Annotated in this window: 21 protein-coding genes and 1 pseudogene; 13 read left to right on the top strand and 9 right to left on the bottom strand. The window is 69.1% G+C overall.

The window, feature by feature from the left end; translation table 11 throughout:
- The first annotated feature begins 153 nt into the window (after nt 1-153).
- The 3 genes from WME82_RS30335 to WME82_RS30345 all read left to right on the top strand — a co-directional run bounded on the left by WME82_RS30335 (nt 154) and on the right by WME82_RS30345 (nt 2,407).
- Complete coding sequence (locus tag WME82_RS30335; protein ID WP_438038161.1) at nt 154-360, top strand: hypothetical protein; 207 nt, start codon at nt 154-156, stop codon at nt 358-360.
- 84 nt (nt 361-444) lie between these two features.
- The gene (locus WME82_RS30340) at nt 445-1,374 is read left to right on the top strand and encodes an alpha/beta fold hydrolase (RefSeq protein ID WP_438038162.1); all 930 of its coding nucleotides are present in this window, start codon (nt 445-447) and stop codon (nt 1,372-1,374) included.
- 127 nt (nt 1,375-1,501) lie between these two features.
- Nucleotides 1,502-2,407, top strand: a complete 906-nt coding sequence (locus tag WME82_RS30345; RefSeq protein ID WP_438038163.1) for a YihY/virulence factor BrkB family protein — start codon at nt 1,502-1,504, stop codon at nt 2,405-2,407.
- Nucleotides 2,408-2,428: 21 nt separating this feature from the next.
- Here WME82_RS30345 and WME82_RS30350 read toward each other — a convergent pair.
- The 3 genes and pseudogenes from WME82_RS30350 to WME82_RS30360 form a co-directional block, all read right to left on the bottom strand.
- Nucleotides 2,429-3,109 (bottom strand): annotated as a pseudogene (locus WME82_RS30350) (AI-2E family transporter); the annotation flags it as partial.
- Nucleotides 3,110-3,154: 45 nt separating this feature from the next.
- The gene (locus WME82_RS30355; RefSeq protein WP_438038164.1) at nt 3,155-3,424 is read right to left on the bottom strand and encodes a hypothetical protein; all 270 of its coding nucleotides are present in this window, start codon (nt 3,422-3,424) and stop codon (nt 3,155-3,157) included.
- 634 nt (nt 3,425-4,058) lie between these two features.
- The gene (locus tag WME82_RS30360) at nt 4,059-4,853 is read right to left on the bottom strand and encodes a hypothetical protein (protein ID WP_438038165.1); all 795 of its coding nucleotides are present in this window, start codon (nt 4,851-4,853) and stop codon (nt 4,059-4,061) included.
- Between the two features lie 345 nt (nt 4,854-5,198).
- On the opposite strand from WME82_RS30360, the gene WME82_RS30365 reads away from it, so the two are divergent.
- Nucleotides 5,199-5,654, top strand: coding sequence for a carbohydrate-binding protein (locus WME82_RS30365; RefSeq protein ID WP_438038166.1), 456 nt, complete (start codon nt 5,199-5,201; stop codon nt 5,652-5,654).
- 521 nt (nt 5,655-6,175) lie between these two features.
- Here WME82_RS30365 and WME82_RS30370 read toward each other — a convergent pair.
- Nucleotides 6,176-7,123 carry a hypothetical protein gene (locus WME82_RS30370; RefSeq protein ID WP_438038167.1) on the bottom strand — a complete coding sequence of 316 codons (948 nt, stop codon included), beginning with the start codon at nt 7,121-7,123 and terminating at the stop codon, nt 6,176-6,178.
- Between the two features lie 366 nt (nt 7,124-7,489).
- The gene (locus WME82_RS30375; protein WP_438038168.1) at nt 7,490-8,146 is read right to left on the bottom strand and encodes an FMN-binding negative transcriptional regulator; all 657 of its coding nucleotides are present in this window, start codon (nt 8,144-8,146) and stop codon (nt 7,490-7,492) included.
- Between the two features lie 268 nt (nt 8,147-8,414).
- On the opposite strand from WME82_RS30375, the gene WME82_RS30380 reads away from it, so the two are divergent.
- Nucleotides 8,415-8,891, top strand: a complete 477-nt coding sequence (locus WME82_RS30380; protein WP_438038169.1) for a helix-turn-helix domain-containing protein — start codon at nt 8,415-8,417, stop codon at nt 8,889-8,891.
- On the opposite strand, the gene WME82_RS30385 is transcribed toward WME82_RS30380, so the two are convergent.
- The 4 genes from WME82_RS30385 to WME82_RS30400 form a co-directional block, all read right to left on the bottom strand.
- Nucleotides 8,892-9,569: a hypothetical protein gene (locus WME82_RS30385; RefSeq protein ID WP_438038170.1), complete on the bottom strand. Its 678-nt coding sequence runs from the start codon at nt 9,567-9,569 to the stop codon at nt 8,892-8,894.
- 70 nt (nt 9,570-9,639) lie between these two features.
- The gene (locus WME82_RS30390) at nt 9,640-10,182 is read right to left on the bottom strand and encodes a hypothetical protein (protein WP_438038171.1); all 543 of its coding nucleotides are present in this window, start codon (nt 10,180-10,182) and stop codon (nt 9,640-9,642) included.
- Nucleotides 10,179-10,838, bottom strand: a complete 660-nt coding sequence (locus tag WME82_RS30395; protein WP_438038172.1) for a hypothetical protein — start codon at nt 10,836-10,838, stop codon at nt 10,179-10,181. Before WME82_RS30395 ends, WME82_RS30390 begins: the two co-directional genes overlap by 4 nt.
- Before the next feature lie 145 nt (nt 10,839-10,983).
- Entirely contained in the window at nt 10,984-11,307 is a 324-nt protein-coding gene (locus tag WME82_RS30400; protein WP_012238179.1) for a 4Fe-4S dicluster domain-containing protein, read from the bottom strand.
- 179 nt (nt 11,308-11,486) lie between these two features.
- Here WME82_RS30400 and WME82_RS30405 point away from each other — a divergent pair, with 179 nt between their 5' ends.
- From WME82_RS30405 to lysA, 8 genes are all read left to right on the top strand, one after another.
- Complete coding sequence (locus WME82_RS30405; protein ID WP_438038173.1) at nt 11,487-12,854, top strand: sigma-54 interaction domain-containing protein; 1,368 nt, start codon at nt 11,487-11,489, stop codon at nt 12,852-12,854.
- Between the two features lie 56 nt (nt 12,855-12,910).
- The gene (locus tag WME82_RS30410; protein ID WP_438038174.1) at nt 12,911-13,072 is read left to right on the top strand and encodes a hypothetical protein; all 162 of its coding nucleotides are present in this window, start codon (nt 12,911-12,913) and stop codon (nt 13,070-13,072) included.
- Between the two features lie 611 nt (nt 13,073-13,683).
- Nucleotides 13,684-14,889: a glycoside hydrolase family 11 protein gene (locus WME82_RS30415; RefSeq protein ID WP_438038175.1), complete on the top strand. Its 1,206-nt coding sequence runs from the start codon at nt 13,684-13,686 to the stop codon at nt 14,887-14,889.
- Nucleotides 14,890-15,474: 585 nt separating this feature from the next.
- Nucleotides 15,475-16,194, top strand: a complete 720-nt coding sequence (locus WME82_RS30420) for a hypothetical protein (RefSeq protein WP_438038176.1) — start codon at nt 15,475-15,477, stop codon at nt 16,192-16,194.
- A 356-nt stretch (nt 16,195-16,550) separates the two neighbouring features.
- Nucleotides 16,551-17,564, top strand: coding sequence for a hypothetical protein (locus WME82_RS30425; RefSeq protein WP_438038177.1), 1,014 nt, complete (start codon nt 16,551-16,553; stop codon nt 17,562-17,564).
- A gap of 273 nt (nt 17,565-17,837) precedes the next feature.
- Entirely contained in the window at nt 17,838-18,059 is a 222-nt protein-coding gene (locus WME82_RS30430; protein ID WP_438038178.1) for a hypothetical protein, read from the top strand.
- A 13-nt stretch (nt 18,060-18,072) separates the two neighbouring features.
- Nucleotides 18,073-19,629, top strand: coding sequence for a phospholipase D-like domain-containing protein (locus tag WME82_RS30435; protein WP_438038179.1), 1,557 nt, complete (start codon nt 18,073-18,075; stop codon nt 19,627-19,629).
- A gap of 192 nt (nt 19,630-19,821) precedes the next feature.
- Nucleotides 19,822-21,129, top strand: a complete 1,308-nt coding sequence (gene lysA, locus WME82_RS30440; RefSeq protein WP_438038180.1) for a diaminopimelate decarboxylase — start codon at nt 19,822-19,824, stop codon at nt 21,127-21,129.
- Nucleotides 21,130-21,240: the final 111 nt, after the last annotated feature.

The raw sequence follows: 21,240 nt of genomic DNA on the forward strand, positions 1-21,240 counted from the left end.
GTCGCGAAGGCCAAGCTCCACGAGATCGCCGAGGCGACCGACGATAAGTGGGACGAGGTGAAGCAGGGCGCCGACCACGTCTGAAGCGACGTCAAGGCGTCCGTCGAGGGGGCGCGTACGACGCCTCAAGAAGCCCAGGAAGGAGGGCTGACCATGTCGTGGTTCACAGCATGGCTCGGTTACGGCCTCGGCCGGGGAGCGGCCAGGGCCATCTTCGGCGAAGACAAACCGGAGGCAGTGCGCCCGCCGATCCGCGAGCAGACCGAGGCGGAGATCCGCGCCGACGAGAAGCGTTACGACGAGGACGCGAAGCGGCTCGACACGGAGGACAAAGCGGCGAAGAGACGCGGCTCCGGCTGAGGGACGAGCGCCTGCTCGACCAGGCGCGACCCCCATAAGTCGGATCCGAGCGACACCGGCCGGAGCCGCATTACGCTTTGTGTCATGGAGCTGCACCACACCACGATCCACGGGCACGACATCGCCTTCCGCCGGGAAGGCCGGGGCCCGCTCATGGTGCTCATCCATGGCATGGCCGGGAGCTCGGCGACGTGGCGGCACGTGGTCCCCGCGCTCGCCCGGCGGTTCACCGTCGTCGCGCCGGATCTGCTGGGCCACGGCGCCTCCGCCAAGCCGCGGACCGACTACTCGCTCGGCGCGTATGCGAGCAGCATCCGCGATCTCATGGCGGCGCTCGGACACGACCGCGGCACCCTCGTCGGGCACTCATTCGGCGGCGGCGTCGCCATGCAGACGGTCTACCAGTTCCCCGAGTGCTGCGAGCGGCTCGTCCTCGTCGGCAGCGGCGGCCTCGGGATCGAGGCGAACGCGCTCCTGCGGGCGCTGAGCCTGCCCGGGGCCGAGCTGGCGCTGCCGATCGGCTGCCGGCCGCTCTCCCGCGCGCTCCTCCGCTTCACTCTCCGCCCGGAGCGCTTCCTCGCGCGCGCCGCCCTGCGCTTCCTGGAGCGGCGCGGCCGGCGCCCCGGTCCGGTGCTCGTCGAGTTCGTCAACTCCTATTCATCGCTCGCGGACGAGGACGCCCGGCGCGCGTTCGTCCAGACCCTGCGCTCGGTGATCGACCGCGCCGGCCAGCGCGTGAGCGCGCACGACCGGCTGTACCTGACGGCGGAGGTGCCGCCGCTGATCGTGTGGGGGACCAACGACCGGGTGATCCCCGTCGCCCACGCCCGCGACGCACACGCATCGATGCCGGGCAGCCGCCTCGATCTCTTCGACGCCGTCGGACACTACCCGCATTGCAAGGATCCGGAGAAATTCGTGCGAGTGCTCGAGGGGTTCGTGGACACGACGGAGCCGGCGCGGGTCTCCGCGCAGCGGTGGCGCGAGCTCCTCACGCGCGGGCGCGCGGCGTGACAGCGACGCGCCTTCGCTGGCCATGTCGGGGCGCGATCACACGACGGCGAGCTACGGGAGGACGACGCGGAGGGGCGGTTCCGGATGCAGAAGAGGAGCCCATGGAGCCCCGAGGTGGGAGGCATCGATGCGTCGGCCGCACATCTTGAAGCTGGCGGGATGGAAGCGGCGGTTTTCACGCGCCGGCGCCTGGTCGAAGGACGTGCTCGTCTGCCTGGATCGCACGAGGGTCCTCGGCCTCGCCGCCGAGACGGCGTTCTGGCTATTTCTCTCGCTCGTGCCGCTCGCCGCTGTCGCGGGTCTCCTTGCCGGGCGCTTCTCGACGAGCAACTGGAGCGCGGTCGTGCAGCTGTTGAGCCCGCTCCCGGCAGCGGCCCGCCAGCTCGTCAGCGCCGAGCTGATCAACCTCGCCACGTGGAACGAGGGTTCGGTGGGCGTCGGGACCACAGCGGTCTTCATCTGGCTCGCCTCGAGCGGCGTGCACTCGATCTTCGACTCCCTCGAGATCGGGACCGGGATCTCGCGTCCCTGGTGGAAGAAGCGCCTGCTCGCCATCGGCATGTGCATCGTCCTGCCGGTCGCGGTTGCTCTCCTCGCGTCCCTGGGCCCCGCGCTCCAAGGCGCGATGGGTGGGCTCGGGCGGTGGATCCCGCCGCTGCGGGCGACCGAAGCCCCGACCCTGGCGAGCCGCCTTCTCCGCTTCTGCGTCAGCGCGGGGATCGTCCTCGCGTACGTCTGTGCCCTGTACCGGGTCGGCATCCCGCCCCGGGCCCGGCGTGGCGTGCCGATCCTCCCCGGTGCGTTGCTCGCCGTCGCGCTCGAGATCCTGTTCGGCTTCGCCTATGCGTTCTACATCGCCAAAGCGGGAGATGGCGGCGCCTACCTGGCGGGGCTCGCGGTGATCGGCGTGACCATGATCGGCCTGTATTTGTTCACGGCAGCGCTCCTCGTGGGGGCCGTGGTGAACCGGAAGCTTGCGCGCGGCGTCGAGACCTGCCCCGGGGCGGCAGCCAGGAGCAGGATGGCCGATTGAGCGTCGATCTCGCCACCTCGATCACCTCCGAGCCTCGCCCTGCGTGCGCCTCCCCTTTGTCTCCGCCACGTAGATCCGCAGCGTCGAGATCGCCAGTGCCATCACCAGCGGCCCGAGCAAGAGCCCGCTCAGCCCGAACGTCTCCACCCCACCGAACAGCGCGCCGAACGTGAAGAGCGCTGGCATGCTCGAGCCCCGTCCAACGAGCCGCGGGCGGATCACGTAGTCGGAGAGGCCCACCACCACCAGCGCCCCCCAGGCGAGCTCGACGATCCCCATGGCGATGTGGTGCGTGAGAATCAGGTACACGCCCGCCGGCACCCAGACGAGCAGCGTGCCGACCGCTGGGATCAGCGAGGCCATTGCCGTCGCGGCGCCGAAGAACGCCGCCTCGGGAATCCCCGTAATGAGGTAACCGATCGTCGCGAGAAACCCCTGCGCGATTCCGGTGAGCACGGTGCCGAGGAGCGTCGTCCGGCCGACGACCCGGAACTCGTCGAGCAACGCGCGGGTGTGGCGTGGGTGCAGCGGGAGCACGTCTTCCGCGCGGCGCGCGAGCGCGGTCCAGTGCCGAAGGACGAAGTAGGTGGTCATCGACACGAAGAAGAAGCCGAGCAGAGCGCTGAAGCTGGCCGAGGCGACGAACGCCGCGATGCCGGCGGCGCGGGCGGCGAGCTCGGCCGCGGCGTCGCGCAGCCGGGCGGGAAGATCGTCGGCGCGGAGCCCGAGCGGTTCGAGGCGCCGGGTTCACTCCACGACGAGCTCACGGGCCGGGGCCCCGGGAGAGAGCGCGGCGATGAGCGCCCCCGCCAGCACCACGCCCCGGCCCACGAGCAGCGACGAGATCCCGGCCAGCACCGCGACGATCACGATCGACGACAGCCCGACCGCGATCGCCGCCGCCACCGCGGGTCGACGCCCGCGCGCCCGCATCCGCTCGTAGAACGGCGCCGGCGCGCGCATTTCCGAGGACGGGGGCGGCCCCGAAGAGTTGGGCTGGAGGCGGGCGGCCATCACGTAGGTCTCCGCGGTTCGAGGCGAGGTCCGATCTCCGCGCAGGTGGAGAATGCCGCGATCTCCTGCCCGGTGTCGGGGCTACTTGCGCTGGAGGACGGGCGCTTGGGTCTGCGAGCACGCCGCAGCGTCATGATCGCCGGAGGGGGTATTCAGTCGTCCGGCCGATCTCAGCGACCGTCCTCGGGAAGCGTTTGCTACAGCTTGCCCAGTGGCGTCGGGTTCGCAGGAGACGAGGGCTCTCATCCGCGCTGCTCCCCTGTGTGGAGCCGGCGGGTCGGGGGGCGTGCTTCTGCTTGGGGTCGCTCTCGCTCTCCTCCTCGGACATGCGGCACCTCCGTGCGCTCGACGTGGTGATCGTCGTCGTGGTCCGTGCCTCGTCAAGACGCCCGAGGCCCTCCGCTGCACACGGTGAAGCTCAGGTTCGAGCGTTGCGCACGACAGATGTCGGACGAGCTCGCCACCCTGCCCGTTAACGAGCATCGAGGACGTCGTGCGGACGATGCGCGAGCACGGCTGCCGGCGTGTCCCCTCGTCGACGACGATAACGGACACGCACACCGAGCAAGGAAGGCGCATCGCAGTGGTCCCGCGCATGCAACGGTCGCCGCGGCAGGGCCGGTCGGCGAAGGCGGTGCTAGTGGTCACATGGGGAGACGTGGATCGGGAACGTGAGGGTAGCCACTCCCCCGAGCCCGTCGCCAACTTCCACCCGCAACAGGTAATCGCCCACGATGCTGGGAGTGAAGGTCTGGCATTCCGGCGATTCGGCCGTGCAACCGACGATCGCCGGAGCGCCCTGCATCAGCGAACCCGGGCCGGGGCCTGACACGACCGAGAACGAGAACGAGAGGGCATCACCGTTCGGATCGACGGCGTTGACCCTGATCTGCGCCGTCTGGCACAAGGTGATGAATTTGCTCTCGGCGATGAGCAGTCCCGTGATCTGCGGCGCATCATTGAGCGCGACGACCGCGTCGAGCCCGCCCATCTCGGCGCCACTACACTGTGACACGAGGACAACCTCGTTCGTCACGTTCGGCAACACCGTCACCATGGCCTCGACTCGCCCACATTGCACTGACGGCGTGCCGAATGTGGTGACAGGAATAACGCACAGTCGGTAGTCGCCGGCTGGCAACACGAAGAGTGCGTCTGCGAACGCGTGTGCGCCGGAGCCGGGTGGTTGGAGCGATGGTGGAAGGGTCTCCGTTTCCAGCGCATTGATGGCCTGCGTGAGCGGATTATCACAAGACTGGGCATGCGTCGCGACACGAAAATCGATGGCTGCCACATCGTGCTGATTCGCCATCGTCACGGCGGCAGTGACGTTTCCGACCCCCTCCTCCTCGCTCGGCGCTTCCCCGTCGCAACCTGCCAGGCCCACCACACACAACAACCAGCAAAGGACGAATGGCGTTTGCTTTTTCAAACAAACCTCCTGATCAACGCTCCCCACTCACCTCGTCGGCGGCGTGCTTCCGGCCGAATCAGGCCTTGGAGTTTCGTTAACCATGCGTGACTTTCAATGAATGTCAAGCTTCACGGAGCGGGCCAATGTCAGCCGTGCTCGCGTCGCCCCGGGCGGGGCTCAAAGCCTGGTACGGCCCAGACGGCATGGCTCGATCCGTGATCGCACGGCTCGCCCGCGGGCTACAGGGCGCTGGCCGAACCTTCACCAATCACCCAGGCATCGTCGACTATAAGGGGAACTCGTATTCTTTTCTATCACAACAACGCATTGCCGGGCGGCGGTGACTTCAAGCGCTCGGTGTGCGTGGAGGAGTTCACCTACGGCGCCGACGGCAGCATTCCGAGGCTCACGATGTCCATGAATGGACCGTCCGCCGTCGCCACGCTGGATCCGTTCAAGCAAGTCGAGGCCGAGACCATCGCCTCCTCGTCGGGGCTCAAGACCGAGGTGTGCACCGACACCGGCGCCGGCATGAACGTAACGTTTATCAGCAATGGCGACTACATCAAGGTGAAGGACGTCGATTTCCTGGACGGCGTGACCTCCTTCGAGGCTCGGGTATCGTCCGCAGCCAGCAACGCGAAGATCGAGCTCCACCTCGACAGTCAGACCGGCACGCTGCTCGGGACGTGTGACGTCTCGGGCGCGTACGACCGGCACGGCTGGCTCGGACACCGGCGGCAGCGCCGGATTCCACCAGAGCGCCGTTGCGCGCGATCTTCGCGTGCGGTGAATACTCCGACGCCCAGGGCATCTTGACCAGGTCCGCCCACAGACGGTCCAGCGCGTAAGGATTGACCAGGACTTCGTTCTCGATGTTGGTGTCGCGCATTCCTGGCAGCTGGAACGGATCCTGCGCCGGGTGTGGCGACATGTGCATCGGATGCCGATACCCGATGGTGGTGAATCCGACGACGAACCGCCTCGGCCAAATGAGCGACAGCTCCGTCAAGAGCCGCGTGCCATCGTCGCCCTGGCCGGCTCGGCGTCGTGCCCGCCTCGGGCTCCGCGGAGGTCCGCTGTGGTCGGCGCGAGCGGCGCTCGCCCGTCCTTGAGCCGACGCGCCGGCGTGGAGCCGCCGCTTCAGGTTGTAGAAGTTGTCGATGTAGTCGTAGTCTCCGATCGACGCGATGGCGGCCGCTCGCGTCCGGTAGCGCTCGCTCGGCGACGAGCCTCGTTCCCCCCGCGTGGCCAGCCGGACGGCCATACCGCCGTCGCCGCCTGGGCCCGCGCGGAGGGTGGTGTCCACGCTGCCCCGCACCGTCACCTTGGCGTGAAGCTCACCAGCAGTCGCGGGTGCTCCAACCGTTCTGAACCACGGTGGCGCATGCCCGGCCGATGTTGTTCTCGATGAAGGTACGGTTGCTGTTGATCGGCGCCCAGAGGTTGCCCACATTGGCGCCGCTGCACCCTCCCTTGGAGTTGACTCCCAGGAGGACCCCCGAACGAACGGTGCTTTCTGGAGTGGTCGCTGCGCTGGTCAGGAAGCGCAGCGGCCCGCCCGAATCGCCGCCGCACAGGTGCGGGTCGGCCTGTGGGACAGTCTTCGTGTAGGCTCCACCGCTCAAGGCAATACCAGAGAAATTTCCCCCTCGAAGCTTGCCGTCGCTCGCCGGCGGGTCTGCGTAGCCGTAGGCGGTCCCGATGGTCGAGTCACCGCCTGAGTTCAGATAGGCTGCGTCCTTCTGCACGACGTTCGCGAAGTTCGTGCCAAAGTTCAGCGTGGCGACATCGCGATCCGCGTTGTCACCGGTCCATGTTTGCGTCGCCGTGTGGTACACGCCCAGGTACGTCGACGGCACCGCCCAGCTTGCCTGCAGCTGACAACCGCCGGCAGGATCCGTGATGCAAGTCCAGGTGCCGTCTTCGTTCATTCGGTAGGCCGCAAACCACGTGGTCCCGGTATCCGGCGGATTGTAGTTGACGTTCGGCGGATTGGCCGTATCCGGCGTCAGCCAGCGACGAACACAGTGGGCGGCGAGCACTATCGCATCACGAGACACGACCTGTCCGCTGCAGCCGGACATGACCCACTGACTCCCGTCCCAGAAACCAATATCAACGATGCCGCCTGCCCAGCGATTCGAGACGAGCGTTCCATTCGCCAGCCCTTGTTCCGCTTCATCGAGCTCCATCCCGACGACCGCCGGTTCATCACCTGCGACGTGGTCGCCGCAGGACGTAAGCCCGACCGACAACAAGCCCATCCCTGCCAACACCTTGTTCATTCTGAACATTCTGAACATTGATATCTCCCGTACCTGGAGAGGAGCCGCCCCTCCACGACCGCCACCCGGAGCGCCGAGCAGGTTAACAATTCCCTGAATCCAATGAGTTGCGAAGCCCGACCGCGCTGCCGGGAAGCAAGCTCCAGGGGCAAGGAATGAAGCGCCTCATGACAAGGCCTCCCGCCGTACGATCTCCGGGTTCCGTCCGCGCGATCACAAATTCGTCAGGGCGAGGCACCGCAGGAACATGGAGTCGGTGACGTCGCCCCTGCTGGTTCCCGCATACGCCGTTCGTGGCCGCGCAGCCGCCCACGGCCGCCGAACGGCGCGGATCGTGGAGGTCGCAAGCGCGCGAAGCCTGACGGCTCAGCGGGGGCGGGCGCGCTCCATCGCCGCCGCGAGCGCGAGGTCGTCGGGCGTGCCCCGCGCGCGCAGCCCCGCGATGGCGCCGTCGCGATCCTCGGGGCGGCGGTTCTGCGACAGCTTGAGCTTGCCCTCGATCCGCGTGATCTCCATCGAGAAGCCGACGATCGCGGGGAGCAGCGCGGCTCGCTTCTCCGGCGAGAGCTCCGCGACGCTCCAGGGCTCGGGCTGCCCGCGCTCGTTCACGTCGGAGAGGCGCGCGAGCAGCGCGAGGAGCGCGTCGTGGTCCTCGATGGCCCGCGGCGCGCCGTGCGCGTGGACGACGGCGTAGTTCCAGGTCGGCACGTCGTCGCGCGAGGCGTACCACCCGGGCGAGATGTACCCGTGCGGCCCGCGGAAGACGGCCAGGACCGGCGTGCTCCCGTCGAGCGCGCGCCGGATCGGGTTGGCCCGCGCGACGTGCGCGAGCAAGGTGCCGTGAGGGCCGCTGTCGCGCTCCAGAAGGAACGGCAGGTGCGCGATCATGGGCACGCCGTCCTCCCCGGGCGCGATGAGCATGCCGAAGGAGTGCGCGTCGATGAGATCGTGGAGGTGGGCGAGGTCGGGTGCCTCGAAGGCTCTGGGGAGATAGATGGATCGCGGCGCGCCCGTCGTCGTCATGACGGCAGGGTGTACCACCGCCCGCGCCGGCCGCCGTTGTCGACCCGACCAGCACGATCGGGGCGACTCGATTCGCTCGATCCTTGAGCCGTTTTTCTGGATTCAGGGCGCATCATCCTGGTTTTTTGAGATGATTCTTTGGTTTAAGCTTCATATTAGCTAGATTTCAATGGCCAATCTCTCGTTTGAGCCTCCATCCACCAGGAAACCAGAAGCAACTGTCTAGATTCTGTCGACTTTTGTCTGATTTTTTGGCTAGGATATCTCGATGCCCCTGGTCCCCACGCCCCCTGTCGCCCCGCGCGGCTACAGCGCCGTCGAGCTGGCGCGCGCCGCCGGTGTCAGTACCGGCACGATCAAGCACTGGTTCGCGGAGGGTCTGATGGACAAGCCCGCGTTCCACGGCCGCCGCACGACGTACGGCCGCGAGCACCTCGTACGGGCGCTCGCGATCAAGAAGCTGCGCGAGCACAACCTGCTGCTCCCGGAGATCAAGCGGAAGCTCGCCGCGATCTCGCTCGAGGAGCTGGCGAAGGAGGTGCTGCCGCCGGAGCCACCCGAGAGCGCAGCGCCGGGCGCGGGAGAGCGCGCGGACACGGAGGAGCTCGGCCGGGCGTGGCGGCGCGTGGAGCTGATGCCGGGGCTGGAGCTGCACGTGCGCGCCGACGCCGGCGCGGTGGTGCACCGGATGGCGGTGGAGATCCGCGAGAAGTACGGGTGTGAGCGCGAGGAAGGGCGGCGCTAGCTAGCCGCTCGCCTTCTGCGCTCCCAGCGCCGTCATCGCGTCCCAGAACATCTTCTCATACGCCTGAAATAGCCTGGTCGTGCGGCGGATCGCGCGGGGCTCCACGCCGCGGTCGAGCCCGTCCTGAATGATGGCGATCGCGGTGTCCTCGAACGATGGCAGGGCCGCGAACGCGTCCAGGAAGGCGGTGTGCTCCGGGCCGAAGCCGTACCGGTCGCGGAGCGCCTTCCCCATCCTGCCGCAGTTGAACCCCCAGGCTGGGAAGTTGATGAGCAGGGCGCACGCGATCTCGGCCGCCGAGGCGTTGGCCGCCGCCCAGGCCATCTGAACGGCATACGCGAACCCCTCCGCGGTGACCTCGTACCGATCCAGGTCGTCCTTCGTCATGCCGAGCTTCCGGCCCATGGCAGCGATCCCGTCCGGCGCCACGAGCTCGCCCTGGAGGACACCGCTCCAGAAATCGCGCCAGGGCGTGTCCCCGAAGCGCTGGAGCATCATCGCCATCGAGCGCAGGTCGCTGAGCACCACGTGGTGCTGGTGGCCCGGGAAGGCCCTCAATCCCTCGACAGTGACCTCTCCCCGTTCGATGGCGTCCGGATAGGGGTGAGCCCTCAGCTGATCGTCGATGCTCCGGAGCTCTTCGTGAATGTCCTTCACCAGCGCGGCCGCGGCCTTCATGGATGCCTCCTCGTGATCGCGCGCCATCCTACTACCGCGTCGCGGCCGAGACCCGACGATATGCAGCGCGCTACCCGCGGGCGCGCTGCCCCGCTTGCGACCCCCGCACGCGCGCGATGATCGCGCCGGCGACCTCCTCGGCCGACCTGCCCCTGGGAAGCCAGCGCTGCGGGATGTTATGGGAGCGATCGTCCTCGCGGATCACCAGCGTGATCGGCTTGGCCGGCGGCTGCAGCTCCACGGACTCGACGCGATCGAGCGGCACGGTGACCTCCCGCGCGCCACGGAGCGGATGCATCGACGGCAAGGTGATCGATCGATGGCCAAGGACGATCCGGAACTCCTTGAGCGCCGCAAACCGCGCGGCGACGAGGACGCCGAGCGCGCAGAAGGCCCCTGACAGGGTCGCCAGCACCGCGTAGAACACGTCGGCGCCTCCAGGTTCGAAATGGAGGATCCCGTTCAGGATCAGGCCGCGGTCGTTCGTCTGGGCCCGATGGGCGAGGACCGCCGCGCAGACCGCAAAGAAGAAGGCGCTCAGGAGGAGCTCCAGGTAGGGACGGCGGAGCGGGATCTCGAGAGCGCCGTCCGCCGCGTGTTCGCTCGCCTTCATCGATAATCCCCTCCGCTGGCGGAAGCTGCCTCGTGCAGCCGCACGGCCAGGACCTCTGCGTCGAGCGCCGCCTGGTGCTCGGTCAAGAGGAAGGTGTCGCCGTCCCGATGGGCGGCGACCCAGGGCAGCGCGCGCGCGTCGCCGATCACCTTGTCCCGGCTGCCGACGAGGACGAAGACGCCCCGCCCTTCAAGGCCGGCGCCGAGGCTCACGCTGCGGATCTGGCCGGCGGGGACGGTGACCGGGGCCCCGTTGGCGGTGAGACGAACGGCATCGGCCGAGATCGACTCCAGGCGAACGGGTTGACCGTGACGCGGATCGCGGAAGACGGCGATGTCACGCCGGAGCGCGAGGGCGACGCCGATCGCGCCGGCGCCATAAAGAAGCCAGGCGAACCAGGCGAGCGACGGCTTGAGCGCGGGCAGCGCGGCGCCCCACAGCGCGCCGGCCGCGACGAGCGCGGCGGCCACGACACAGAGGCCCACGCCGGCGCGGATGCGCCGGATCCTGCCGAGGTCCTCGATCGACGTCCCCAGCGCCATGAGCGCCAGCGCAGCGACGCCCAGCCCCGCCGGAGACGCGAGAAAGGGAAGCACGCCCTTCGGGCCGGGCGGCGCCATGCACGCGAGCGCCGCACAGCAGAGCCCGATGCACATCGCGCGCGCCTGGAAGCTGACCGGTGGGCGGAGCACGTGGAAGAGAGGCGCATGACATCGCGACGACTCTGGACTGTCAATGCCCCGCGGCCACCTCCGCCTCTCCTCGTGTCGCTCGTCGCTGTCGGCCGCTCCCGAGCCGCGCTCAGGTTTCCTCCGGAGCGCGCTCCTTCGCGCGGTCGTCGAAGAAGCGCGCGTTGATCTCCCGGTAGCGCTGCCACTCGGCCGGCAGCTCGTCTTCATCGAAGATGGCGCCCACCGGGCACTCGTTCTCGCAGGCGCCGCAGCAGATGCACGACTCGGGATCGATGTAGAGCTGGAGACCGGCGAGGCGTGTCTTCCGCTCTCCCTCGGGGATGCGCGAGATCTCGTCCGCCGCGAGCGGGCCGTGGATGCAGTCCACGGGGCAGACAGGGACACAGGCGGTATCACACGTGGCGACGCAGGGCTCGGCGATGACGTAGGCCATGAGGGTTCCTTTCCGTGGCGCGGTCGTCCGCGCGCTCTCCTCTCCCTCCTCCGGCAGGGAGCAGGGCGCGTGCCCGCGGCCCGAGCGGCTTTTCCCGGGCTTTCGCCGGCCTTGTGCGGTCCAGGCAACGCCCCTACGGTGCCGCGCAACGCCATTTCGTCGGCCTCGCTCCGCGCACGATGACCGCCTCCGCCGATCACGCCCTTCTTCTGCTCGCCGACCTCGGCGAGGCCTCGGCCCGCGCGCACACCGAGGCGACGCTCGTCCCCGCGGTGAGCGCCGCGCTCTCGCGCCATCTCCCGCTGCGGCGGCTCGATCTGCGCCGCGGCGCGGCCGCGCCGGGCGCGCCGGAGGTCCGGCGCGGCGCGGGCGGCGAGACGCTCGCCGTCTTCGCGCTCCGCGACGCGGAGGGCGCCGTCGGCTGCGCCACGATGGCGCTCGGCGGCGGCGCTGCGCTCGACGTCTCGCCCGCCCTGCTCGAGGCGATCGGTCGCCTGCTCGCCGTGGCGCTGCGGCAGGTGCAGGTCCTCGGGCGCGTCGCGGCCATCGCGCGCCGCGCGCAGGGGGAGAAGCGGACGCTCAAGGAGGAGCTCGATCGCGTCGCCCTGCCGAGGGAGGTGGTCGCGGTGGGCCCGGCGATGCGGGCGATCTTCCAGCAGATGGTGCCGCTCGTCGCGCGGCAGGACACGACCGTGCTGGTGCGCGGCGAGACGGGCACGGGCAAGGAGGTGATCGCGCGCCGCATCCACGCGCTGTCGCGCCGCGCGGAGCGGCCGTTCCTCGCGGTCAACTGCGGAGCGCTGCCCGAGGGGCTCGTCGAGAGCGCCCTGTTCGGACACGAGCGCGGCGCGTTCACGGGCGCCGCGGCGCGGCACCTCGGGCTGTTCGAGCGCGCGAGCGGCGGGACGCTGCTGCTCGACGAGGTCGGCGAGCTGCCCAGGGCGGCGCAAGCGAAGCTCCTGCGCGTGCTCCAGGAGGGCGAGATCGAGCGCGTCGGCGGCGAGGGCGCGGTGCGCGTCTCGGTGCGCGTGATCGCCGCGACGCACCGGCCGCTCGAGGACATGGTGGTGAGCGGAGCGTTCCGCGAGGACCTCTATTATCGGCTGCAGGTATTCCCGATCATCGTCCCCCCGCTGCGGGAGCGGCCAGAGGACCTGGAGCCGCTCACGCGCGTCATCGTGGAGAAGGTGGCGGCGAGCTTCGGCCGGACGCCGCCGCGGGTGAGCGCGGAGTCGATGGCGCGGCTCTGGGCGCACGGCTGGCCGGGCAACGTGCGGGAGCTGGAGAACGTGATCGAGCGGTCGATGGTGATGTCGACCGGAGACGAGCTCATCCTGTCAGCGCCGCTCTCCACGGCGCCCGGCGCGACAGGGCGCGTGATGACGTACCGAGAGGCCGCTCAGCGCTGCATCGAGGACGCGCTGCGGGCCGCGGGCGGGAAGATCTACGGCGAGGACGGGGCCGCGGCGGCGCTTGGGCTGAAGCCGACGACGCTGCAAAGCAAGATGCGGAAGCTCGGGATCCGGAAGGACGTAGAGAAGGGCTGACGGCCGAGAGGCTCGTCAAACCACGCGGCCAGACCCGGTGTGGGGGCGTGTTCCACATGGTCTCCAGGCGGCTCCGCTCTCGCACCGACGGGCTCGGCGGTCGAGAGTCGCCCCTGGATCCGGAGCGCCCCAGGATCGTCGCGCCAGAGGTGCTGCATCAGTTCGACCACGACGGTCAGGCCCTGTTCCTCGTGGAGTTTCACCGCAAGATCGGATGAGTCAGATCAACCGGAGGCCGGCTTTTCGAGTGCTCCTCTCTTTTCCAGGAGAATGAACAAATCTAGGTTCCATCTTCGGACCTACGCGCGCAACGTGACTGGATCTCGCTCTCGCGAGACAACCGCAGCACGCCAAGAAGAAGCAGCTGGCCGGGCCGTGGAAAAGCGAACGCGACTTAGAAAAGAGTCTTGACTTTGCCCTCCTGTTTGTGTGAATATTCTAATCCTTCTTGACGATCCGGACCGCTCTCGGCCGGGGGCCGCAGTCGGTTGCAGGATCGTACAGGGGAGGACTCCGGGTGAACCTGCCGGGGCTACTTGCTTCTTGCGGCTACGCGTTCGAGTTGTTCTTGCTTTTTCCGAGTTGATGCCCGGCCCCGTCACACGGGGTGTTCGCATGTGAGCATCTGTCCGACAAACATCGTGATTGCCAGGCATGTGGTCGGCGCAGGCCCGCGGGCGCGTCCGTGATCTCCGGATCACGAGCACGTTGGCCGGAAATTTTGAACTTTAACCAATGGATCGGAGGGCTCGCGTCTGTCTCGGTGGTTCATAGATCCATCTCGAGCAGAGGCCCGCGACTCCGCCGATCCGATCATGGAGAATCTTAAATGCGCATCGTTCCCTTACTTGGCTACCTATCCGCTTCGATCGCGTGCGGCCTTCTGGCGTGCAGCGTCGAGAACATCGTCGACGAGGACATCGAGGCTCAGGAGGGCGCGCTGGACAGCGCGGACCGCTCGATGTCGGCGAGCGTCGCCGTCACCTCGGACTGGGGAAGCGGCTACTGCGCGAACGTGACGGTGAAGAACAACTCCCGCAGCCCGGCGACCACGGGCTGGAACGTCGTCGTCGCGCTCAACGGCTCGACGAAGCCCAACCCCTGGAACGTGAAGTTCACGGAGTCGAACGGCCAGTTCAGCGCCACGAACGTGGACCACAACGGCGCGGTCGGCATTGGCACCTCGACGCAGTGGGGCTTCTGCGCGAACGGCAGCGGGCGGCCCACGATCGCCTCGGTCACCGGCTCCGGCGGCACGATCACCGGCTCGAGCTCGGCCTCGTCGTCGAGCAGCAGCTCGAGCTCGTCCAGCAGCTCGAGCTCGTCGAGCAGCAGCTCGAGCGCGTCGAGCAGCAGCTCGGGCGGGGGAGGTGCCGGCGGCTCCGGCGGCTCCGGCGGGTCGGGCGGCTCCGGCGGGTCGGGCGGCTCCGGCGGCGGCAGCACGTGCACGTCACCCAACCAGCAGGTCTGCGCCAATCAGACGGGCACCCACTGCGGCTACACCTTCGAGTACTGGAAGGACAACGGGAGCGGATGCCAGACCAACACGGCGACTGGCTACAACGTCGAGTGGAGCAACATCAACAACCTGCTGGGCCGTAAAGGCCTGAGGCCCGGGTCGAAGAACCAGATCGTGACCTACTCGGCCGACTACCGGCCGAACGGCAACTCGTACCTGGGCGTCTACGGGTGGACGAAGGGCCCGCTCATCGAGTATTACATCATCGACAGCTGGGGCACCTGGCGTCCGCCGGGCGGCCAGGGATTCATGGGCACCGTCACCAGCGACGGAGGCACCTATGACATCTATCGGACCGAGCGAGTCAACCAGCCGTCCATCGAAGGCACCAAGACCTTCTATCAGTTCTGGAGCGTCCGGCAGCAGAAGCGCACGAGCGGAACCATCTCCGTCGCCAACCACTTCAACGCGTGGGATCGCCTGGGGATGAAGCTGGGGAGCCTGTACGAGGTCTCGATGGTCGTGGAGGGCTATCAGAGCAGCGGGAGCGCCAGCGTGAACGTGTCGATGAAGTGAGCGCTCGGCCTTGAGCATCGCATGATGAACGCGCGCGGGATGGCCATCCCGCGCGCCACGCGCCCGGGCTTCTTCAGTCCCAGGCACGACTCCCCACCCATCTGACAGACACGTCCCGGCGCTCCCCGCGCCGTCGCAGATCCGCCATGGCGCCGCCATGCATCCGCGGCGAGAGGGGCGTCGCCCGCGCACGCCCCGGCCCTTGCCTCCCCGGCAAGGGCCGGCCGCCCGCCGGCAACGCTTTCGCAAAGGCCTTCGGGGCGACGTTCAGGTTCCTTCCGGCCATTCTCGCAGGTATGGTCACGCCGGACGTCCTGGCTGCCCTCGCCGCTGACCGCCCGGCACGGCGACCGCCCCCTCCGGGTCAGCCAGGCCTCGGCAAAGCAGACCATCGCCCGCACCGAGACCTCGATCCCGAAGGGGAGACCTCATGCCGCCAACCCAACCCCCCCTGGTTGATCCCGCCGCGCGCCTCGGCCCCCCGGCCTCGTCGGCCCTCCAGACGAGCTTCGGGCCCGGCCAGCTCATCCGCCACGGGAGCTTCTGATGAGAGAACACGCAGCAGTCCGGACGACGAAGCCTCTCGTGACGGTCATGGCCGCGGCGCTCGCCTTCGTGTGCTGGAGCGCGGCATGCAACGCGATCTCCGGGGTCGACGATCTCGACTTCTCGGGCTCCGCCGGCGCGACGGGCGGCGGCGCGGGCGGCGGGACGGCCGGCAGCGACGGCGGCGGCATGGGCGGCGCTGGCGGCACCGGCGGCGCTGGCGGCACCGGCGGCGCTGGCGGCACCGGCGGCGCTGGCAGCACGGGCGGCGCTGGCGGCACGGGCGGCGCTGGCGGCACCGGCGGCGCTGGCGGCACGGGCAGCGACATCTCTTACGAAATCGCCTGTGGGAGCGGCAACGTGGCTGTCGGCGTCCACGGCCGGAGCGGCGGCTCGATCGATCAAATCGGCCTGATCTGCGCGCCGCTCGCCAGCGACGGCACCCTGGGCACCGCCTTCCAGACCGTGACCGCCGGCGGCAACGGCGGCGGGCCGGGCAGCGTGATCTGCCCTGCGAGCCAGGTCCTGGTCGGGATCAACATCTGGGTCGACACTTACGTTTACCGGGTCGAGCTGCTGTGCCAGACGGTCGAGGCGTGGAAGACGGGCGACGGCAACATCAATGTCGGCCCCGGCATCGGCAACGTCCACAGCACGGGTTTCGGGGTCAAATGCCCGATGGGGAGCGCCGTCGTTCAGATCGCCGGCGACGCCGACGAGTATGTGCGCTCCGTGCATCCACGTTGTCTCCCGCTGTGACGGGCGCGGTGGCGGTGAGCGCGGACCTCGCCGCCGTCGCCGCGAGGGCCGTGCGCGAGGGCTGCGTCGGCGAGACGCTCGCCGCGGTGCTGGCGGCCGAGCAGCTCGGTCACGCCCAGGATCCCGCGGTCCGCGCCGCGCCGTCCGCGCCCGCCGCCCCGCTGAGAAGTTTACGGTCCATCTGGACCCGGAAGAACCCCTCCCGAGCTGCGGCGAATTCTGCTAGAGCTGTGAGCCGCGTCGAGCGCTGATCGCGCCTCGGCGCAGCGGCAGTTTCTTAAGATCACCGGCAGACGTGCCGCGCTGCGGCAGCGCGCAGCTCCGGCGAACGGGCCTATCACCCTTCGGGCATCAACATGACTTTCCATCGCGAAATCGCACGCTTCACCTGGGTTGGGATCTCCTGTCTGGCCCTGTCCGCTGCGGCGGCGGGCTGCTCGGACGGCGCAGGCGACTCCTCGGACACGGGGGGCGCGGGCGGCAGCGGCGCGGGGACCGGCGGCGCCTCGAGCGTGAGCTCGGGCACGGGCAATCCCGCCGCGAGCAGCAGCAACGGCAGCACCAGCAACGGCAGCACCACCAGCAACGGCAGCACCACCAGCAACGGCAGCACCAGCAGCAGCAGCAGCGGCGGCGGCGGCGACACCAGCACCAGCACCACGAGCACCGGGACGCCCGAGACGAGCGCCACGTCGAGCACCGGCAGCGGGACGCCGACGGGCGGGTGCCCGGCGAGCGCGACGTTCTGCTCCGACTTCGAGGGCGACGGGCTGCCCGAGGGCGCGACCTACCGCCCCTCGTACCAGGCGCAAGATGCGTTGAAGAACATGGCGATCGACTCCTCGATCTTCCACGCCGGCACGCGCGCGCTGCGCGTGAACCCGGGGGGCAGCGGCTACGACTGGAGAATGCTCTCCGTCCCGTCGCCCGGCTCGACGTTCTGGGTCCGGCTCCACGTGCGCAGCAGCGTCGATCTCGGCCAGTCCGAGCACAACGCCTACTTCCAGGCCATGACGGGCGACGGCGAGCCGAACTTGGGCGACAACATGGAGGTCGCCGAGCAGTACTGCCAGCTCGTGCTGAACCTGCACGACGAGGTCACCCTGTCCACGGGCGGCGAGACCCGGTGCGGGAGCAACGGTGTGAAGCTCCCCAAGGACCAGTGGCACTGCATGGAGGCCTACTTCGACGGCGCCAAGGGCGGCGTCCAGGTCTACGCCAACGGCACCAAGATCATCGACAAGACCGGCGTGAAGACGCTCAACTACAAGACGTTCAGCTTCGGCTACCTCGGCTTCCACGGCCCGGCGCGGACGATGTGGTATGACGATGTGGCGGTCGCGCCGGAGCGGATCGGCTGCGCCCCCTGACACGGCCGGGCACCGGCGCGTGGGTCGTGCCAGCGCGATGACCTGACCGCCATCGCGCGCGCCGCGCGACCTCCTTCCCGCGCCTCCCCTGAACACGCGCCGGACCCCACTCCGGGCACGGCCCGCCGGCGGAGCGGCCCCGAGCACGCTTGCCCCCTGGCTCCGCCGGCGCCATAGCCGGGGTGGCGAGCGCTCGGCGGACGCGCGCGAGCGCGCGCCGCGGTGACGATGCGAGGACGACGCGACCGCGATCCCGGCACGAAGGTAGATGTGATGCCGTACCTGGTTTTCCGGAATTTACCCGACAATACGCCGATCCCCGATGACTGCTATAGCTGCGACGGCGCGCCGGACTGGGCAGCGTTGCTGGAGTGGATATGCCCCGATCTCTCGCGCGACGAGGCGGAGCGGCTCGCCGTCATCGGCGAAGCGAGCGGGAGCCGGCCCGACGTCGCGGGCCTGAAGCGGCTCATCGAGGAGCACCTGAAGCCGTAGGCGCGCGATCGCGATGAGGAGCGCACGGAAGATCATCGATCCTCGCCGCCACACGTGGTGCGACACCCCGGTGGACGACATCGGCCTGCTGGTCGACGCCGACGAGTATTACCCCGAGTTCTACCGGGTCGCGGCCAGGGCGCGGCGGTACCTGCTCCTCGCCGGCTGGCAGTTCGACAGCGACGTCGCCCTGCTCCGGGGCGGGAGGGAGGAGCAGGTGTCGAGCCCGATCACGCTGCTCAAGTTCCTGAACCACCTCTGCGAGCAGAGCCCCGATCTCCAGATCTTCATCCTCGCGTGGGACTTCCACCTCGTGTTCGCGCTCGAGCGCGAGTGGCTCCAGCAGCTCGTCTTCGAGTGGACGAACCATCGCCTGCGCTTCCTCTTCGACGCCACCCACGTCGAGCGCGCCTCGCACCACCAGAAGTTCGTGGTGGTGGACGGCGAGCTCTCGTTCCTCGGCGGCCTCGACCTCTGCGACCACCGCTGGGACGACCGAAGTCACGCCAACAAGAACCCGCTCCGCGTCAGCCGAGGAGAGCCGCACAAGCCGTTTCACGACGTGCAGGCCTACCTGCGCGGCCGCGCGGTCGCGCGGGCGCTGACCGAGATCTTCACGGATCGCTGGCGGCGCGCGGGCGGCGTGGACATGACGCTGCCGGACCTCGACGAGGTCGAGCCGACGTTCCCCGACTACCGGCCCGAGGGCGGCATCCCGCTGGCGGCGGCGCGCGTCACGCTGAGCCGCACCGATCCGCACGGCGCGCCCACCGGCGCCCCGCACCGCACGGAGATACGCGACCTCTACCTCGACGCCATCGACGCCGCGGAGCGCTTCATCTACGTCGAGACCCAGTACTTCAGCTCTCACGTCATCGCGGAGGCGTTCGCGCGGCGGATGCGCGCGGAGGGCCGGCCGCTCCTCGACGTGGTGCTCGTGCTCAACATGGAGGCCGAGACGATGAAGGAGCAGATCGCCGTCGGCCTCTCCCAGGCCAAGGTGCTCGGCGGGCTGCGCGACGTGGCGGCCGAGACAGGCCATCGCCTCGGCGTCTACTACACCCTGCCGGCGTGCGGCGAGGACGAGACCGCCGAGCGCGCCACGTACATCCACTCGAAGGTGATGATCGTCGACGACCGCTTCCTCACCGTTGGCTCCGCCAACCTGACGAACCGCAGCCTCTCGATCGACACGGAGATCAACGCCTCGGTCGAGACCGACGATCCCGACGACGCGCTGGGCCGCTCGATCCGCGCGGTGCGCGCGTCGCTCATCGGCGAGCACCTGGGGGACGCCGACTTCGATCGGGTGGACGACCTCGTCGCCTGCCTCGACGCGCTGGCGAGCCCGGCGACCGGGCCGCGCACGCCTGGGAGCTCGTGCCGGTTGCGGCTCCACCCCTCGCCCACGGCGGACGAGCGCGCCCTGCTCGAGGTGATCGACCCGGACCAGCTGCCGTTCGACCCCGCCGCTGTCGAGGACATCGATCAGCGCCAGGGCTCGCTCTTCGTGGGCGGGCTCGGCGCGCTCTGGCGGCACCTGTTCACCAGCCGGGACCCCGCGAAGTAGCCGCGCGCGAGGCGCTCCGGGCGAGCGCCAGGGACGCGCGGGCGCGGGCGCGGGAACCGGCGGCCTTCCTGGAACCCGAGGCAGGGCGCGCCCCTTCCGGCCGCCAGGGGCACATGGTAGGCTGTGCCGCGGAATTGCGAACGGTTTCTTCAGGTTGTCTCTCAAAGTTGAAGCGTTGACGCCACGAGGAGTATGCAAGAGGCAGAGATCAAGATCGGGGGCATTTCGGTCCGCGACCTCGCGGAGCAATACGGAACACCGCTCTATGCCTACGATGCCGAGCGCATCCGGGAGAACTTCCGTCGACTCACGCGGGCGCTGCGCGGCAATTACCCGGAGGTGTCCGTCTTCTATGCCATCAAGGCGTGCAACAACCTGGAGATAGCGAAGCTCCTGGTCGACGAGGGCTCGGGCGTGGACGCCGCGAGCCCGAACGAGATCCGCCTGGCGCAGGCGCTCGGGCTGTCGGGCGAGCGGATCATCTACACGGGCAACAGCCTCTCGGACGAGGACCTGGCCGCGGGGCTGCGCGCCGGGGTGAACTTCAACGTGGACGATCACGGCATCCTGAAGCGCCTGTTCTCGCTCGGGAAGCCGCGCTGTATGTCGTTCCGGATCAACCCGAGCGGCGAGGACATCGCGACCCCCGATCTGAAGCCGTTCGCGGGCCCGTCCGCGAAGTTCGGGATCCACCCGCGCCACGTGGAGGAGGCCTATCGCACCGCGCTCGAGAACGGGGTCGAGCGGCTCGGGGTGCACATGATGCCTCACTCGCAGGCGAACAAGCCGGAGAACTTCGCGCACGTCACGGGCAAGCTGCTCGACCTGATCGGCCCGGTGGCCCGGAAGCTCGGCTTCGACCTCGCGTTCGTGGACATCGGCGGCGGGCTCGGCATCCCCTACCGGAGGGAGCAGCCGCCGCTCGACGTGGAGGCCGTCGCCCGCGGGATCGCCGCGATGGTCCGGAAGAAGTGCGCGGAGCACGGCCTGAAGGAGCCGCGCCTCGTCATGGAGCCGGGGCGCTACTTCGTCGGGGACGCGGGCTACGTGCTCGGGCGGGTGATCTCGATCAAGCAGGGATACAAGACGATCATCGGCACGGACATCTCGATGAACACGATGGCGCGCCCGGTGATGTACGGCGCTTACCACGAGGTCCGGATCAACGGCCGCCGCGGCCAGACGGCCCCGATGGCGATGACGGGCCAGGTCTGTGAGAACACGGATATGTGGATCGCGGAGCGCGAGTTCCCCGCGGACGTCGCCGAGGGGGACGTGGTCGTCCTGATGGACGCGGGCGCGTATGGCCACGTGATGAGCTACGACTACAACGGCCGGCTGCGGCCGGCCGAGGTGCTCGTCGACGGCGGGAAGAGCCGGCTGATCCGGCGGCGCGACACGTTCGAGGACATGGTCTCGCGGATGTGCCTGTCCGACGACATCAAGGAGCGCCTGCGCGCGGCGTCGGCAGAGCCGGCTGGCGCGACCGGCTGCGGCTGAGCTGAACATCCCGGGGCGCGAGTGCGGGGAATCTGGTGACCCGCGCTCGCGAGCTGCCCGAGGTGCGGTTTCACACGGAGATCCGTTCGGGAACCGCATCGAGATCATCGA

The sequence above is a fragment of the Sorangium sp. So ce128 genome (genome assembly GCF_051525245.1).
Lineage (GTDB): Bacteria > Myxococcota_A > Polyangia > Polyangiales > Polyangiaceae > Sorangium > Sorangium cellulosum_B.

What these genes read in the sequence shown, in the direction of transcription:
- WME82_RS30335 (WP_438038161.1), top strand. Translation starts at nt 154, where the DNA reads ATGTCGTGGTTCACAGCATGGCTCGGTTACGGCCTCGGCCGGGGAGCG.
- WME82_RS30340 (WP_438038162.1), top strand. Translation starts at nt 445, where the DNA reads ATGGAGCTGCACCACACCACGATCCACGGGCACGACATCGCCTTCCGC.
- WME82_RS30345 (WP_438038163.1), top strand. Translation starts at nt 1,502, where the DNA reads ATGCGTCGGCCGCACATCTTGAAGCTGGCGGGATGGAAGCGGCGGTTT.
- WME82_RS30370 (WP_438038167.1), bottom strand. Translation starts at nt 7,123, where the DNA reads ATGAACAAGGTGTTGGCAGGGATGGGCTTGTTGTCGGTCGGGCTTACG.
- WME82_RS30375 (WP_438038168.1), bottom strand. Translation starts at nt 8,146, where the DNA reads ATGACGACGACGGGCGCGCCGCGATCCATCTATCTCCCCAGAGCCTTC.
- WME82_RS30380 (WP_438038169.1), top strand. Translation starts at nt 8,415, where the DNA reads ATGCCCCTGGTCCCCACGCCCCCTGTCGCCCCGCGCGGCTACAGCGCC.
- WME82_RS30385 (WP_438038170.1), bottom strand. Translation starts at nt 9,569, where the DNA reads ATGAAGGCCGCGGCCGCGCTGGTGAAGGACATTCACGAAGAGCTCCGG.
- WME82_RS30390 (WP_438038171.1), bottom strand. Translation starts at nt 10,182, where the DNA reads ATGAAGGCGAGCGAACACGCGGCGGACGGCGCTCTCGAGATCCCGCTC.
- WME82_RS30395 (WP_438038172.1), bottom strand. Translation starts at nt 10,838, where the DNA reads ATGTGCATCGGGCTCTGCTGTGCGGCGCTCGCGTGCATGGCGCCGCCC.
- WME82_RS30400 (WP_012238179.1), bottom strand. Translation starts at nt 11,307, where the DNA reads ATGGCCTACGTCATCGCCGAGCCCTGCGTCGCCACGTGTGATACCGCC.
- WME82_RS30405 (WP_438038173.1), top strand. Translation starts at nt 11,487, where the DNA reads ATGACCGCCTCCGCCGATCACGCCCTTCTTCTGCTCGCCGACCTCGGC.
- WME82_RS30410 (WP_438038174.1), top strand. Translation starts at nt 12,911, where the DNA reads ATGGTCTCCAGGCGGCTCCGCTCTCGCACCGACGGGCTCGGCGGTCGA.
- WME82_RS30415 (WP_438038175.1), top strand. Translation starts at nt 13,684, where the DNA reads ATGCGCATCGTTCCCTTACTTGGCTACCTATCCGCTTCGATCGCGTGC.
- WME82_RS30425 (WP_438038177.1), top strand. Translation starts at nt 16,551, where the DNA reads ATGACTTTCCATCGCGAAATCGCACGCTTCACCTGGGTTGGGATCTCC.
- WME82_RS30430 (WP_438038178.1), top strand. Translation starts at nt 17,838, where the DNA reads ATGCCGTACCTGGTTTTCCGGAATTTACCCGACAATACGCCGATCCCC.
- WME82_RS30435 (WP_438038179.1), top strand. Translation starts at nt 18,073, where the DNA reads ATGAGGAGCGCACGGAAGATCATCGATCCTCGCCGCCACACGTGGTGC.
- lysA (WP_438038180.1), top strand. Translation starts at nt 19,822, where the DNA reads ATGCAAGAGGCAGAGATCAAGATCGGGGGCATTTCGGTCCGCGACCTC.